Raw genomic sequence first — 16,637 nt, 5'->3', positions numbered from 1 at the left:
GAATCGCTTAATAGCGTGATTAAAAAACGAAATGTATTCCCGACGGATGATTCAGTTTTCAAAGTGATTTGGCTTGCGATTAAAGATGCATCAAAAAAATGGACAATGCCGATTCAGAACTGGAAACTGGCGATGAATCGATTTATGATTGATTTTGGTGATCGCCTAGACGATCACCGTTAAGTTGAAATGGGTGTTTACACAGAATTTGGGATAGGGTCAAACCCAGCCTATTTAAAGGTGGCTGGGTTTTGCAAGTGATGTACTAATTGCGAATTTTATTGAGCTAAACACCCACCAAATTGATCCGCCAAAGATTGTAAAAATTCTGGATAGGCGTTTTTACTTAAGTCAATTTTTGCCCCTAATGGATCTAATTGCCCTACTTTGGCTGATGTGCCTTTGCTTAAGCTCTCAATCACTTTTGGTGTGAATTGTGGCTCAGCAAATAAACATTGTGCTTTTTTCTGAGCAATGCTTTTCTTGATGGCATTTAAGGTTTTTGCCCCTGGTGCAACAGTTGGGTTTATTGTGAATGAACCTAATGATTTCAATCCATAAGCATCTTCAAAATAACCGTAAGCATCGTGGAAAGTGTAGTAACCTTTTGATTTTACAGGTGCTAGCTGTTTTGCAATCTCGCTATTTTTCGTTGCCAATGTCGTTTTAAAATTCGCTAAATTCTCTGCAATTTTTGCTTTTTGTTCAGGTAGTTGCTGGCTTAAACGCTCGGCGATTTGTTCTGCGATATGTTCACTCGCTTGAGGTGATAACCAAATGTGCCAATCTTCGTCGTGGTTATGCCCATCGTGGCTGTGGGCGTGATGAGTATGATTGTGGGAATGTCCGTGCTTATGCTCGTGATGTTCCTCTTTTTCTTCACCTGAATGTTCCACAAGCTCTTTAATTGCTGGCACATCTTCAAGGGTTAAGACTTTCTCTTTTGGTAATTTCTCAATACTTTTCTCTAAAAAAGTTTCCATCTCTTCCCCAATCCATACTACGAGCTGTGCCGATTGAAGTTGTTCAACATCAGAAGGTTTGAGGCTGTAATCGTGTGGTGAAGCACTGGTTGGTAATAGCACTTTAGTTTCTGTGACACCGTCGGTAATCGCATTAGCGATAAAACCTAGTGGTTTGACTGTGGTTAAAACATCGGCATTAGCTACTGCAGTTGCCCCCAATAATGCAAGGCTTAATAAACTTTTTTTAAACATAGAAGATCTCCTCTCAAATAAAGCGGTGAGATCTTAGCAGAATATTGCAATTAATCTATAATTTTTTTATGGTTATTAGCATTAATCACAAAAAAATAAGGACACCCAAAAGCGTCCTTATAAAACTGACGGTAAAACTACAACAACATCTTCACAATCTTATCCAATTTCACCCGTCCAAATTTTTTCAGTAATTTTTTCACTTTTTCGGGGTAATCTTTTAGCTCTTCTAAATCGCTATAATGGGTTAAGACTGTTGTATGTGTACGAATTTGTGCTAATTCACCTTGGGCTTTTTCACTCAGCTCACCCTTTGGATCAGAAATCAACATGGCATTTTCTGCATCTAATTTCCACGCACGTGGGTTGAGATTGTTTCCTGTAAGTAGAATATAACGCTCATCAATCCATACGCCTTTTAAGTGGTAGCTGTTCTTACCATCTTTCCACAAGCGGATCGTTAATTGCCCATTTTGGATATAATGACCAAACTTTTTCGTAAATGCTCGCAGATTTTTTTCATACAGATACGGCAAAGCGGACGCCATCGTAAATTTTTCTTCTGGTGGCGTGAAAAAATCGTTCGCCGTTTTATCGCCGACAATAATTTCAATTTGTTTACCATTTTCCAACAACCATTCAATTCGCTGGTTAATTGAACGAGGGAAATTGAAATAAGGCGTACAAATCGTCAATTTTTGTTGTACTTGGAAAAACAGCGCTTCAATCGTTTTATTCAGCGGATTTTTACGCCCTAAACCCACTAAAGGTGAAAGCATTAGCTGTTCATTATCCATTGACTGACCATTAAAACGATATTCTTGTTGGCTAAGCTCCTTACGGAAAGCTTTCACAAGTGGTCGAATTCCAATGGTTTTTGGGCGATTTGCTTGATCCAAGCGATTTACCGCAGGATTGCTCAATATATTTTGCTGAATAAAATTGACCCAGCTGTCTGCCAAAGTTTTATTTTCAATTTGATGATAACGGTCGTAACGATAACGCTCAAACTGCTGTAAATAGACGTTGTTGATGCTCGCTCCGCTATAAAGCAGCGTATCATCAAACACAAAACCTTTTAGGTGCAACACACCGAAGATCTCACGTTTATTGACAGGAACGCCATAAAATGCAATCTCTTGCTCCGTCGGCAAGGCATATTGCTCACGCATCTGGGTGTACCAGTCGGCGTTTGAACTTTGGGTTGCTTCGCCAATACGCCCTCGTTGCGCCCTATGCCAATCCACAAGGATTTTGATTTCTAGTTGTGGGTTAGCTAATTTCGCTTGATAAAGTGCATCTAAGATCTCTTGCCCTGCTTCATCTTTTTCAAAATAGAGAGCGGTAAGATAAATACGAAATTTTGCTTGTTTTATTAACGCTAAAATGTGTTGTTTAAACTCGGTGCTACTGGTAAGAAAATCCACTTTTTCTACCGCTTGGGGGATAAAAGTGAGATTATCTAAGTGGCGTTTTGCACGGGTTTGTTTGTTTAGAATAAGCATCTTATGCTCCATTTTTCTTTACTTCATAGATAGTTTCTACGCAGTAACACTATCCCTACTTTTCTTTGCTTCGCCAAAGAAAAGTAGGCAAAAGAAAGGCGACCCCGAGCGTTTCTTCTTCCTACGCTTGTTGCTAATTTTTGGGACGAACTTTTCAAACTCGCTTGCTTCGCAAGCTCAAACACGAAAAGTTGTCCTCAAAAATTTACGCAACCGCTTCGGCGAAACGCAGGGGAATTGATCGAACATCTCGATCTCAACTTTGCAAAAAATTAACTAAAACTTACCGCTTGTTTGGCGGTTTGGGTTCCCTTCTAAACCGCCTGAGCGTGTTTAAATTTGTAGGAACATTTTTCTCTGAGCCAACGAAGTTGGCGAATTTAAAATGTTCCGTTAAGCAAATTTAAACTAAGCGAAGATAAGCGGTGAAGTAGGGTTGCCTTTCTTTTGGTTACTTTTCTTTGGCAAAGCAAAGAAAAGTAACAAAATTAAGCGATGATGAAACTACGCAAAGTTTCTTGTTTCACCTTCCCCAACCACATTCTCCACACAACGCCCACAAATTTCAGCGTGTTCTGCATTCGCACCAATATCTGTCGCATAGTGCCAGCAACGTGGGCATTTTTCACCGTCTGCACGTTCTACTTTCACCGCAAGACCCGCTAATTCGCCTTCTGCAACATCAGATTCTGAAAGTGGTTTAACAATCGCTTGTGAAGTGATTAACACGAAACGTAGCTCGTTGCCTAACTGTTCTAACAACGGACGAATATCATCATTTGCATAAACGGTCACTTTCGCTTCGAGACCAGCACCAATTAACTTGTCGTTACGCGCTTGTTCTAAGACACGGTTTACTTCCGCACGCACTTTTAACAGTTTTTGCCAGTAGTTGTCATCTAATTTGTCGCTTTCACTTAAACCGAATAAGCCTGTGTAGAATTCTTCAGTAAAGACAAATTCAGAACGCCCTTCCACTTGTGGTAAGTAGCCCCAAATTTCATCGGCGGTGAAGGATAAAATCGGTGCCATCCAACGCACTAATGCTTCAGAGATATGCCACAACGCAGTTTGACAACTACGGCGTGCAAGGCTGTCTGCTTTGGTGGTGTATTGACGGTCTTTGATAATATCTAAATAGAACGATCCCATTTCGATTGAACAGAAACGCATTAAACGCTGAACAACGGTGTGGAATTGATAATTATCATAGGCTTCTTTAATGTCGTTTTGTGCATCTAACGCACAGCTTACCGCCCAACGATCTAAGGCGATCATCTCTTCCGGTTTAACCAAATCACGTTTTGGATCGAAGCCATTTAAGTTCGCTAATAAGAAGCGAGCAGTATTACGAATACGGCGATAAGTGTCGCCTGCACTGTTTAAAATGTTGTGCGAAACGGCAATTTCACCTGTGTAGTCCGTAGAAGCAACCCATAAACGTAAAATATCTGCCCCATTTTTGTTCCATACTTCACTTGGCACAATCACGTTACCGAGTGATTTTGACATTTTGCGACCTTTTTCATCAACGGTAAAACCGTGTGTAAGTACTTGATTATAAGGGGCTTTATTATCGGTTGCGGTAGAAAGCATCAATGATGACATAAACCAACCACGGTGTTGGTCTGAACCTTCAAGGTACATATCCGCAGAATTGCCATTAAACTCTGGACGTTGTTGTACCACAGACGCATAAGTCGATCCCGAGTCGAACCATACATCAAGGGTATCAGGTACTTTACGATAGATTTTCGCATCTTCTTCGCCTAACACATCTTTCGGATCTAAATCCCACCATGCTTGAATGCCTGCTTGTTCGACACGTTTTGCCACTTCTTCGAGAATTTCTAAGGTGCGTGGGTGCAACTGTTCTGTTTCATTATGTACAAACATTGTCATCGGCACGCCCCAAGTACGCTGACGAGAGATACACCAGTCAGGACGGTTCGCCACCATTGTATCAATACGCGCTTCACCCCAACTTGGGATCCAACGAACACGTTTAATTTCGCCTAATGCCTGTTTGCGTAAACCTTGCGTTTCCATACCGATAAACCATTGCGGTGTCGCACGGAAAATAATCGGGGTTTTGTGACGCCAGCAGTGCGGATAGCTGTGTTTGATATGCTCTAATTTGAGCAACGCCCCTGTTTCTTTTAGTTTTTCAAGGACTAAATCATTACTTTCAAACACGCCTTTACCTGCAAAGAATGGAGTAGTTGAAATAAATTTGCCATCATTTGCCACTAATCCAGCCATTTCTAATTTATATTTTTGACCCACAATATAGTCGTCCAAACCGTGATCTGGTGCGGTGTGAACTAAACCAGTACCGCCATCTGTGGTAACGTGATCGCCTAAAATAAACGGCACGCTAAAATCGTAGAATGGGTGATTGAAACGCATTAACTCTAAGTCACAGCCTTTCGCTGAACCTAACACTTCAACTTGCTCAACGCCCGTTGCTTTTTGTACGGCTTCCACTAATTCTGTCGCAAGAATAACACGCTCATCGCCAAACTGTACGAGCTGATATTCTAATTCCGAATTTAACGCAATCGCACGGTTTGACGGCAATGTCCAAGGGGTTGTAGTCCAAATCACAGCAGAAATCTGACCGCTTCCTTTGCCCTGAGCATTAAATTTCGCTTCCACAGCAACAGGATCTACCGCTGAAAAACGTACATAGATTGATGGTGATACTTTATCTTCATATTCCACTTCAGCTTCAGCAAGGGAAGATCCACAGTCTAAACACCAGTGAACTGGTTTTGAACCTTTGTATAAGTGACCATTTGCAATCACTTTACCTAATGTACGGATAATATGTGCTTCCGTATCAAAATTCATTGTGAGATAAGGATTATCCCAATCGCCTAAAATACCTAAACGCATAAAATCTGCTTTTTGACCATCCACTTGCTCTTTTGCATATTCACGGCATTTTTGACGGAATTCAGCGGTTGAAATATTTTCGTTCGGTTTACCCACCAAACCTTCTACTTTTAACTCAATCGGCAAACCGTGGCAGTCCCAACCTGGTACATAAGGTGTATCAAAGCCCATTGCAGTTTTAGATTTGTTAATAATATCTTTAAGAATATGGTTTACAGCGTGTCCTAAGTGAATATTCCCATTCGCATACGGAGGGCCATCGTGCAGAATAAAGGATCTTTTCCCTTTTGATGCTTCACGAATTTTTTGATAGAGCTTTTTGTCGTGCCAATTTTGTAACATCGCAGGTTCACGCTTAGCGAGATCCCCACGCATCGGAAAGCCTGTTTCAGGCAGATTTAATGTGTTTTTGTAATCAGTCATTTTGTTGTTCCAATTAATAAAATTAAAAGTCTTTATGAAAAATAAGTAAGCGGTAGAAATTACCCACTATTTTGCAAAATAGATCGTACTATTTGGTTTACCTCTTGATGATCTTTTATTTGATAAAGGTAAATATTTTTATCCTGTTTTAACTGTTCAAGGCATTGTTGATAATTTACTGCCATTCGTTCAATCACTTCTCGCTCAACAATTCGAGGGAGAGTGCCTTCTATATTACGCTTATCCTCAAACCGTTGTCTATTACGCATAATACTCAATTCTGTGTTTGAAGGTAATGTAAGAATATAAATTTGATAATCCTGATTTTTTAATTCTGATAATAATTCTATTGCTGTATCAATATTATTAAAGGTTGTTTCATATATTATATTCAACCTATTTTCAGTCGCTTTTTTCAATAACCCCTTTGCTACTCGATGAGCAAAATTGCCCGTTTTTTTATGAGCATTATCTCTACCATATTTTTCAATGTATTGACTTATTTTAGGGTGAATACGTCTATAATCATCAGCTTGAATAGGGAAATAATTTAACTCAAAATTATCATATAACAACTTAATACAAGTTGATTTTCCACTACCACTCACACCTGCGACAATGATGGCTTTTGGTAAATCTATTGAGGTTAAACCTTGAACAAAAACTCTATCATCAAAGAGTGCTTGAATTTGTTCTTCTGTTGGTTTGACCTCTCTCACCATAATCAATGTTCCAAACGCAATTTTTGATATTTATCTTGCAAAATCAGCACCTGTTCAACAACAGGGATCACGTCCATATAATGTTCAGGAATTAAACTAAAATACTCTAATTCTAAATGGTGTAATTGAATACGATCACTTTTTCCTATTTCAGTCTGTAATGCCCCTGTCATTAGCATATCAGCAAAAGTATCCGCACAAATTTCGTGGAAAACATCACTAAACGGCACATAATCTTGCTGTAAACTGGCTAAGATTTGGGCTTTTCTTTCTTCTGTTAATCTCATTTTATACCTCTTGAAAGAATAATCTCACCGCTTGTACATCTTTCTCAATTTGCAATTTTAACTCATCAAAACCCGCAAACTTAATTTCTGAACGAACCTTCTTTAAAAAACGGACTTCAATCGCTTGCCCATAAATAGAATTATCAAAATCAAACAAATGTACTTCCAATAACGGCTTTGTCCCATTTATCGTTGGGCGATTACCCACATTCGCAATACCATTAAAAATCCCTGCTGATGTTTTTACTTTGACTGCATAAACACCCTGAATAGCCGTTACTAAACGATTTAGCATCAGATTTGCCGTCGGAAAACCAATGGTTCGACCTAACTTATTACCGTGAGCAACACGACCACAAATTGCATAGGGTTTTCCCAACATTTTTTCTGCTAACTGCAAATTATCATTATGTAACGCATCACGAATAAGTGAACTACTAATCCGCTGTTGCTCTAAACAATGGCTGTGCGAATTTTCTACGTCAAACCCAAATTGCTTTCCTGCCTGTTGCAAACTATCAAAAGTCCCCGACCGCTTGTAGCCAAACTGGAAATCGTCACCGACACTTAAATACTTCACATTCAACTTATCGACTAATAAATGTTGAATAAATTGCTCTGGTTGTAATTGAGCGAACTGAGCATTAAAACGCACACAAAGCAAATAATCAAAACCGATTTCTTGTAAGGCGTGAATTTTATCGCGTAAACGCATCAATCGTGCAGGAGCGGTCAGTTTATCTTGTTTTTTGGCAAAAAACTCACGAGGCTGAGGCTCAAAAATCATCACCACTGACGGCAAACGCAAGGCATTTGCTTTCTCTAGCAAACGCTTCAAAATTTGCTGATGCCCTAAATGAACACCATCAAAATTGCCAATGGTTAGCACACAGCCCTTAGAAAAATCAGCACAGTGAGCTAAATTATGCACGCCTCGAATTAATTGCATCGGATAAAAATAGATTACGTTTTCAAACAAAAATTATGCCCGATTATACGAGGAATGGGGGGAAATGAAAAGAAAAGCATAAAGATATTTTGGCGATCTTTCTAGCTTATCTTGGTATAATTACTGTACGCAAACGTTTGCTTAATGTTATACTTATGAATAAGTTTTTTTATTTAAGAGGATTGCTATGACAGTTACACAACTTAGTTATAAAGACGCTGGTGTCGATATTCACGCAGGTAATGAATTAGTTGAACGTATTAAAGGCGATGTAAAACGTACTCGTCGTCCTGAAGTAATTGGTGGGTTAGGGGGCTTTGGGGCGTTATGTGCCTTGCCTACCAAATATAAAGAGCCGATTTTAGTGTCTGGCACTGATGGTGTGGGTACAAAACTACGTTTAGCCATTGATCTAAATAAACACGACACTATAGGTATCGACTTAGTCGCAATGTGTGTGAATGATTTAGTTGTGCAAGGTGCTGAACCGCTGTTCTTCCTTGATTACTATGCGACAGGTAAATTAGATGTTGATGTAGCAAGCTCTGTCATTAAAGGCATTGCCAATGGGTGTGAACAATCCGGTTGTGCATTAGTTGGTGGTGAAACTGCAGAAATGCCAGGGATGTATCACGAAGGCGATTACGACTTAGCAGGCTTCTGCGTAGGTGTTGTTGAAAAATCAGAAATTATTGATGGCTCAAAAGTTCAAGTTGGCGATACGCTGATTGCATTAGGTTCAAGTGGTCCACATTCAAATGGTTACTCCTTGATCCGTAAAGTGCTAGAAGTGAGCGGTGCGAAACCAACGGATTTACTCGAAGGTAAACCATTGAGTGAGCATTTCCTTGCACCAACTAAAATCTATGTAAAATCGGTGTTAGAGTTAATCAAACAAGCAGAGGTTCACGCTATCGCACACTTAACAGGCGGTGGTTTCTGGGAAAATATCCCTCGTGTATTACCAGCCGATGTAAAAGCTGTGATTAATGAAGCAAGCTGGGAATGGTTGCTATCATTTAAATGGTTACAGGAAAAAGGCAACATCAGCCGTTATGAAATGTATCGTACCTTCAACTGCGGTGTAGGTATGGTGATTGCTCTACCTGAAAAAGATGTCGAAACGGCATTAACAGTCTTAACAGAAGCTGGCGAAAATGCTTGGGTGATCGGTAAGATTGAAGCATTAGGTAGTGGTACAGAGCAGGTTGAAATCTTGTAATTTCTCCCACCTTATTCGCCCCCCATCCGCCCTTCGGGCACCTTCCCCCGCAAGCGGGGGAAGAATTGGAGGGGAGGGGGAAGTGTTGTAGAGCGGTGTTATGAGAAAATTTTTCCCCCATTTATGGGGGAAGTCCCTGAGCGTTAGCGAAGGGGATGGGGGTTGAGGGTATAATTGAATTTAGGTAAAAAAAGTGCGGTTGAGGTTTGATCTGCACCTTAATTAGTTGGTTGTTTAGTCCAACTTTGGGGGTGCAGATCAGTTTCAACCGCACTTTTTTATTCGGTGAAGATTGACATGAGGTTGTCATGTCAATCTTTTTTTGGAGGATTAGATGACTAAGATGCCATTTTCAATCCAAACTTGAACTTTTTGGTCTCCGTTAATAGTGTAAACGTCATAGGTACGTCCATTTTTTGTGACTGCACTAGAAGACTTATTCCAGCTTGCACCAGATGCAGATGCGTCTCCCCATTGGCTTGAGTTGGTATTAGTACCCGTCAACCAATCATTATTGTTGTTACCTAAGTCAACTTTGACTTTGTCGCCGTTATCCACCTTCAATCCCTTGTAGATTTTCACTGGGCCTTCTAAGCCTGAGTTTTTCAAATCTCCATATCTAATGCCGATAACTGCGCCATTATCCATTAACTCTATGCGCTCGAAGCCTTTCACTTTGTCTGTGGTTGCTCTTGCGCCTCCCGCTATGCGGTATAAGTCAATGCCTGTGCCCCCGTCAATCAACGAGCCTGCGCCTATGCCTTTTGAGTCTTGGCGGAAGGTGTCGTTGCCTGAGCCTAGGTTGATTCTTGAGCCTTCACCAATTTCGGTATCCCATGCGATGGTTCCGTTTCCTGCAAAGGTTCGACCTTGCTCGTTTTTACTGTAGTTTTTGATTTCTACAATGTCGTCTCCTGAGCCCATGTCTAAGGTTGAGCTTTGGAAACGGTTTGCGATGAAGATGTCATTGCCTGCGTTTAATTGGATGTTAGCGCCTTTCTCAAATAATGCTCCTCTGACGTAATCACTATCTTTCCCACCTATGATTTTCGAGGCTTCTACGCTACCTCTTGCTTGCATTGGGCTGTTGAAGTAGTGACCCGGTTTATATGCGTAGGCGCCATTTGGTGCCACTATAAAGCGGTTGTTTCCGTCTCCTAGGTTGATGGTTGAGTTGATGACCGGACTCCAGTTTTGGTGTGTGATACCTTCTACTATGATGGTGTCATCGCCATTACCCATGTTGATGGTTGCATTTTCGATGCGTCCGCCGCTGTTTTGTCCTCCGTGGTTGATTTGGTTGTTGAGTTTTTCCCAATCTCCACCACCACTAGATGCCCAGTTGCTCGCACCGTCTGCGCCTATCGCAAATACATCAATTTCGCCCGTTTTCTTGTTGCGGAATTCGTCGAAGTATTCGTTATCGGTACCTACCATGAGTAAGTCGTCTCCGTCTCCCATGTTGACGCTGATGACGTTTGTGCCTGGTTGACGTTGGCTCTTATATCTTGTTCCTAGGTCGTTACCTACTATTAAGGTATCGTTCCCTTGTTGGAAGTTGAAGTTGAGCTTGTAGTTTTTACCTGATTGGTCGTTGATGATACCTAGGCTTTCATGCACGTAGACAGTATCATTGTTGTTACCCCAAGTATATGTTGCACCTTGATTATTTTTTAATACAGAAGTTGGCTTGCTGTTGCCGTATTTTCCTTCTTGTACCTGTTGCAGACCCCAAGACGAGTTGTTACTCCAGTCTTGGTAGACGTCAATTTGGTTATGCCATGGTATACCAAAGATACCTGTTCCTTCTGAGTAACCCACACGTCCTGTTGGTGTTCCATTATCATTTCCTACGACATTTGTGTATTCCACTTTGTCTGTCGTGGTGGTGACGTCCGCACTTTGGGTGATTCTGTCTTCGTTGTTATACGATTCTATCTTCACTTGGCTTCCGTCTTTTACTGCGTTTGGTGATAGGGTGACTGTGCCTGTTTCATCATTAGACAATGCTACGCCTTGTGGAGCCGAAGTGTTGTTTTGACCATCCACCTGTTTCAGTTTCCAGCTTCCGTTCTCTTTTTCATATACAAGCGTTTTGGTTTTGTTTTTCTCATCCGTGTAAGTCAACTTGAACTTATTGGTGTTATTCTTCGGTGTCACTATTGCGCCGCCTCGGTTAACACTGTCAATCTCTGCTGTTGGTTTCATTGGTTGTGGTTCAACCTCAGCTTTAACTTTTGCCTGTCTACGAGCTGTCGTACCGTCAGGAGCTAATGCTGAGATATAAACTTCACTACCATCTTTAACCGCACTTGGCGCAAAAGTGACTTTTCCTGTTGAAGTATCAAGTTTAATTGGACCATTGCCGCCATTGGTATCTACATTAATACCATTCATTTGCGAATTTTTAGATTGATCCAATTGCCAACTGCTACCCTCATACTTAAACCAAATTGACTTATTCGTGCCATCAGGTTGCTGATAATCCACACGGAAGTGTTTAGTTTTTGGTTGTCCTGAGTTTTCACTTCTTGGTGAAACAATGACTCCGCCTTTGTTCTGATTATCCACAGTTGCTGTTGGAGTGTCATATTCCTCTTTTGGTGTCGGTGTAGTTGGAGCTGTTGTGCCACCACCAGTTTGGGTTCCGCTACTTGTACCACTAGAATCTCCTCCTCACTGACTGATACTCAAAACGATCCATGGGTATCTGAGGACGCTAAGAAAATTGAGCTCACTGATATAACTATCACCTCTGAATCAGCTCAAACTGTGCCAAGTACGGGTTCAACTTCGCCAAGCACACCAACTACAGGAGGAGATTCTAGTGGTACAAGTAGCGGAACCCAAACTGGTGCCGACACAAGCCAACCGCAACAACCGCCTGCACCGCAGAAGCCGAAATATGAAACTATCGGCAAGCCAACGGCAGAGCAAGATTCACAAAATCTAGGTGGTGTGAAAGTTAAACCTGCAGGAACTGACGGGGATGAAACCAAAGCATCCCGAGTGGATTACAAAGATGCGGCAACAGGGATGAATAGAGTGATTTGGTTCAAGAAAAATGCTCAAGGTCAATGGGAGTTAGATTCTTCTAAAGCCAATGAGCATAATGGTGGGGTTCAAGTATCGACAAATGGAACTGGTGATATCCGTCTTAACCAAACTAACGGCGAAGTAACCTTTGCACCAAAAGTGCTAAAAGATGGAACTAAAGTCACTATTACAGCATTCGATAGTCAAGGGCGAGCTCGTGATAATGCTACTGCAGATGCAGTCAAAGAACCGCAACCGACTACGCCGGATGCGCAAATTGACAAACAAAATGCAGGTGGTGCTTGGGTTCAACCAAAAGGTAACACTCTGAAATTTGTGTTAACTTACAAAAATGAGCAAGGTCAGAACCAGCTCTTGGAGTACCAAAATAAAGGCACCAAAGACAGCCCGAATTGGCAATTGGTTTCTGTTAATAACCAAACTACCAGCCAAGCACCAAATGGCGTGACTGTACAGTCAAGTACAGGTAAAGTCACCATTGCCCCATCAGCAGTGAAAGGAAATAGTGCTGTGACAATTGACTCTTATAACAATGAGGGTATTAAAACTCATGGAAATGAGACAGTAACCATTGCAGATAAGATCGATTACCAAGATGCACTTAATAAGCTAAATCAAATTAGCAATGACCTAGGTACTTGGTATAATGAAAGACGTTGGAATGTATTCGCCAGTACAAATCGTTATGATAATGGCTGGCTAAAATATAGACTTGGAGAGGATAATAGCGACTCTTGGGCAGCACAGTTATGGCGTAGAGGAGAAGGTGGTAACTCCAAACCACTTTATAAAAATGCGATTGCTGGCGATGCGCGTGGTAGAGAATGGGTATGTGGTAATACTGCTGATGTTGCCGTTATCCGTTCATCTCTAGGCTACATGAATGGAGACTCTGGTGATATTGACCAAATGAAGCTCAGCTTCAAAGACGGTAACGATATGCTACTCATCGGTAATGATATGGGAACCGGTTACGTTAATTATTCTGGTGGTCAACCACTACGTAAAATTAAAGTGGATATGAGCGCGGGTAATGACGTATTACTTGTAGGTCAAGATAACGAACACTACCATGTGATTCAACATAAAGCATCAGGTACCTTTGATATTGTTCACAGAAGCACTAATATTGGCAACGATTTCGTTCGTATCGATAAGATGAATAATGACGCTTGGTATGGTGGCCAAATGCGTAATGTAGAAGTGCATATGGGCGATGGCAATGATGCAATTCTATTGAAAGGTGTTGCAAATGCTGGTGCAGACACCTACGCATCTGCCGATAACATTGTTTATCTAGGTAACGGCGATAACCGTTTTATTGTTGCTGATGGTGATGGAGAGGCTTATAGCGTACGTAGTACCAATATCTATGGTGGAAATGGTGATGACCTTATTATAGGTCCAACCTTTGAAAAAGGCACCAATATCATGTTGGGTAGCGGACGTGATAAATTCATCACGAAGAGACTTGGAGATGCTCATATCCAAATGGGAGATGATAGCGACTATGTAGAAGTGAAAACAAGTATCTACGCAGGAGCAAAAGTCAATCTGGGTAGTGGTCACGATATCTTCGTACAAGGTGTATGGAAAAGCGAATCAGCAACCTCCATCGATGGTGGCAGCGGTATCGACCATTATATCGTAAATGGTGCTACGGGTTTTAACTACGCCCAAGCATCGACCGCTAACATTAAGGGCTTTGAGCGTATAGAACTTCGTAATAGAAGCGTCTTTAACGTTCGCATCAAGGACCTTGTTTCTGATAGTGGTTTAGAAGGTCCAGTTAAAATCTACTATAGTAATAAATATTCTACTAAAGTTGATTTAGGGGCAATTGATGACGATTATACGCAAATTAGCTCACGTGGAAGCGAAGGACTGAAAGACCCAAGTCTTGGTGATAGCAACTCTGTATGGATGAAATCTGGCTCTGTTGTGGACAATATTATGGGTAAAATATTACCTTTGATGTTTACTACCATAGCTCAGAAAGCAGTTCTGCGTATAAACATGAGGTTTGGATTCAACAAGGTATTATCGTAATCTAATATCTTTTGTCTAACCATCTAGCTTTGCCACTCACTTAGCACATGTAAATGTGCTAAGTGTCTCAAAATAGCATGCTAAACAAAATAAAAGCGGTCAGTTTGCAAGCCTTTTTTACATATCTCGTTATTTAAGAAACAGTTAATGGATAAAGATCTAATTTTGCCATTAACACCTGATCCAGATCTTCTTCTGGATTTTCTGTCGTGAGCAATTTATCCCCATAGAAAATCGAATTTGCCCCAGCCATAAAACATAAGGCTTGCATCGCTTCTGGCATATTGCCACGTCCTGCGGATAAACGAACGTAGCTTTTTGGCATCGTAATTCGAGCAACTGCAATGGTTCTAACAAACTCTGTCCAATCCAAATCTTCAGCATCAGCTAATGGCGTACCTTCTACTTTGACTAATTGATTGATCGGTACACTTTCAGGTTGTGGATCAAGGTTGGCAAGGCTTGCGATTAAGCCTGCTCGTTCTGGGCGAGTTTCATTCATTCCCACAATACCGCCACAGCAAACTTTTAAACCAGCATTACGCACTTTGCCGAGTGTGTCCATTCGATCATCGTGAGTGCGTGTATGGATAATTTTGTGATAGCTGTCAGGATCGGTATCGAGATTATGGTTGTAATAATCTAATCCAGCTTCTTTCAGATCTTCTGCCATACCTTCTTCCAACATACCAAAAGTACCGCAGGTTTCTAAACCGAGATCTTTTACCGCAGAAATAATTTTCGTGACCACTTCAATATCTTTTGGCTTAGGTCCACGCCACGCAGCGCCCATACAGAAACGGCTTGCTCCACGAGCTTTTGCAATGCGTGCCTTTTCGAGAATTTCTTCTACATCTAACATTGTTTGACGCTCAAGCCCTGTATTATAGCGGGCAGATTGTGGGCAATATTCGCAATCTTCAGGACAGCCACCTGTTTTAATCGAAAGTAAGGTAGAAAGTTGGATCTCTTGTGGATTAAAGTTTTCACGGTGAACTTGTGCTGCTTTAAATACCAGTTCCATAAATGGCATTGCAAAGAGTTCTTCCACTTGGCATTTTCGCCAATATTGTGCGGTAGGGTGTGGGGTGAGTTCACTTTTAGCTTTTAGGCGAAGGTTGAAGATGGTCATTTGTTCTCCGAAAATAATTCCTTTAACTTCTTTCCCCGTTTACGGGGGAAGTTGCCCGAAGGGCGGAAGGGGGAAGCGTTTAAATTTTACGATATTTCGTATGCTGTTTCACGGCTTTACGGATTTGTCGAGTACTGGTACGACGACGGGCTTTTGTTACATCAACCTTAGTTTCCGTTTCAGGCTTTAAGCCAACCAATTCACGCAAGTAGTTCACTTGTTCTAATCCCATCTCTTCCCAGCCACCACGAGGTAAACTTTTTTCAAGTTTGATATTGCCGTAACGAATACGAATCAAACGACTCACTTGAATCCCTTGTGATTCCCATAAACGACGAACTTCACGGTTACGTCCTTCGGTTAAGGTGACATCAAACCACTGGTTAATCCCTGTGCCGCCAACTGCTTTAATCTGCTTGAAATTAGCAGGGCCGTCTTCCAACTGCACACCTTTGCGTAAACGTTGTATCATTGCGTCATTCACTTCGCCAAATACACGCACAGAATATTCACGCTCAACCTCTCGACTTGGGTGCATTAAGCGGTTAGCCAGTTCGCCATCGGTGGTAAATAGTAGCAAGCCTGAAGTGTTAATATCCAAACGCCCCACCGCAATCCAACGAGAGCCTGTTAAACGTGGTAAGCGGTCGAATACCGTTGCTCTTCCTTCAGGATCAGAACGCGTACAGAGTTCGCCTTCAGGTTTGTAGTACATCAACACTCGGCAGATCTCTTTTTGAGTTGGAATTAGGTTAACTAAATTGCCGTCGATACGGATTTTGGTGCTCGAGCTAACCTGTACACGATCACCTAGTGTCGCAATTTTACCATCTACACTCACTCGCCCTGCCGCAATCACTTCTTCAATTTCACGGCGAGAGCCTTGTCCTGCACGAGCTAGAATTTTTTGTAGTTTTTCACCGACGATTTTGTCGTTTGCTTTATTTTCCGTTTCAATGGAAGCGGTTGGTTTCGGCGATTTTTTTACAAGTGGTTTACGATTTTGGGTTTCTTGGCGTGTATTACGCTGAGTCGGTTTTTGCAACGTTTTTGCAGAATCTGACCGCTTGGTTGCAGTTGGTTTACGAAATGTCGTCATTTAAGTTCCTTATTTGTCGCTTTCACAAGCGTCGGGGTGTTATTTACTATACTTCCCCCGCTTGAGGGGGAAGATGC

11 protein-coding genes and 1 pseudogene are annotated in these 16,637 nt (G+C 41.5%); 3 read left to right on the top strand and 9 right to left on the bottom strand.

All coding sequences use genetic code 11. The annotated features are described in order from the left end of the window. Positions 1–183, top strand: a pseudogene (locus tag B0183_RS04595) (IS256 family transposase); the annotation flags it as partial. A 95-nt stretch (positions 184–278) separates the two neighbouring features. Here B0183_RS04595 and znuA read toward each other — a convergent pair. The 6 genes from znuA to ribF form a co-directional block, all read right to left on the bottom strand. Beyond that, a complete protein-coding gene (gene znuA / locus B0183_RS04590) occupies positions 279–1,217 on the bottom strand; it encodes a zinc ABC transporter substrate-binding protein ZnuA (RefSeq protein ID WP_021114411.1) in 939 nt (312 codons plus the stop codon). Positions 1,218–1,354: 137 nt separating this feature from the next. Further along, positions 1,355–2,722 (bottom strand): CDP-diacylglycerol--serine O-phosphatidyltransferase, encoded by a 1,368-nt coding sequence (gene pssA, locus B0183_RS04585; protein WP_078208405.1) that lies wholly within the window; start codon positions 2,720–2,722, stop codon positions 1,355–1,357. Between the two features lie 504 nt (positions 2,723–3,226). Beyond that, positions 3,227–6,043, bottom strand: a complete 2,817-nt coding sequence (ileS, locus tag B0183_RS04580) for an isoleucine--tRNA ligase (protein WP_078208404.1) — start codon at positions 6,041–6,043, stop codon at positions 3,227–3,229. 59 nt (positions 6,044–6,102) lie between these two features. After that, positions 6,103–6,765, bottom strand: a complete 663-nt coding sequence (locus B0183_RS04575) for a zeta toxin family protein (RefSeq protein ID WP_078208403.1) — start codon at positions 6,763–6,765, stop codon at positions 6,103–6,105. A 2-nt stretch (positions 6,766–6,767) separates the two neighbouring features. Beyond that, positions 6,768–7,052 carry a hypothetical protein gene (locus B0183_RS04570; RefSeq protein WP_005713875.1) on the bottom strand — a complete coding sequence of 95 codons (285 nt, stop codon included), beginning with the start codon at positions 7,050–7,052 and terminating at the stop codon, positions 6,768–6,770. Between the two features lies 1 nt (position 7,053). Further along, on the bottom strand, positions 7,054–8,001 hold the full coding sequence (ribF, locus tag B0183_RS04565) for a bifunctional riboflavin kinase/FAD synthetase (protein ID WP_078208422.1): 948 nt from the start codon (positions 7,999–8,001) through the stop codon (positions 7,054–7,056). Between the two features lie 187 nt (positions 8,002–8,188). Between ribF and purM the strand changes: the two genes are divergently transcribed. Continuing rightward, positions 8,189–9,223, top strand: a complete 1,035-nt coding sequence (gene purM / locus B0183_RS04560; protein ID WP_021113178.1) for a phosphoribosylformylglycinamidine cyclo-ligase — start codon at positions 8,189–8,191, stop codon at positions 9,221–9,223. A 330-nt stretch (positions 9,224–9,553) separates the two neighbouring features. Here purM and B0183_RS12655 read toward each other — a convergent pair whose 3' ends face one another. Further along, complete coding sequence (locus B0183_RS12655; protein ID WP_234802028.1) at positions 9,554–11,794, bottom strand: hypothetical protein; 2,241 nt, start codon at positions 11,792–11,794, stop codon at positions 9,554–9,556. A gap of 201 nt (positions 11,795–11,995) precedes the next feature. Here B0183_RS12655 and B0183_RS12295 point away from each other — a divergent pair, with 201 nt between their 5' ends. Further along, the gene (locus tag B0183_RS12295; RefSeq protein WP_078208402.1) at positions 11,996–14,329 is read left to right on the top strand and encodes a hypothetical protein; all 2,334 of its coding nucleotides are present in this window, start codon (positions 11,996–11,998) and stop codon (positions 14,327–14,329) included. Between the two features lie 133 nt (positions 14,330–14,462). Here B0183_RS12295 and bioB read toward each other — a convergent pair whose 3' ends face one another. Both bioB and rluB read right to left on the bottom strand, forming a co-directional pair. Beyond that, on the bottom strand, positions 14,463–15,461 hold the full coding sequence (bioB, locus tag B0183_RS04545) for a biotin synthase BioB (protein ID WP_021113155.1): 999 nt from the start codon (positions 15,459–15,461) through the stop codon (positions 14,463–14,465). Positions 15,462–15,540: 79 nt separating this feature from the next. Beyond that, entirely contained in the window at positions 15,541–16,560 is a 1,020-nt protein-coding gene (rluB, locus tag B0183_RS04540) for a 23S rRNA pseudouridine(2605) synthase RluB (RefSeq protein ID WP_005711758.1), read from the bottom strand. Positions 16,561–16,637: the final 77 nt, after the last annotated feature.

This window comes from Glaesserella parasuis (assembly GCF_002015085.1).
GTDB classification, from domain to species: domain Bacteria; phylum Pseudomonadota; class Gammaproteobacteria; order Enterobacterales; family Pasteurellaceae; genus Glaesserella; species Glaesserella parasuis.
The sequence above is the reverse complement of the archived record's forward strand: the minus strand, read 5'-3'. Positions and strand labels throughout refer to the sequence as shown.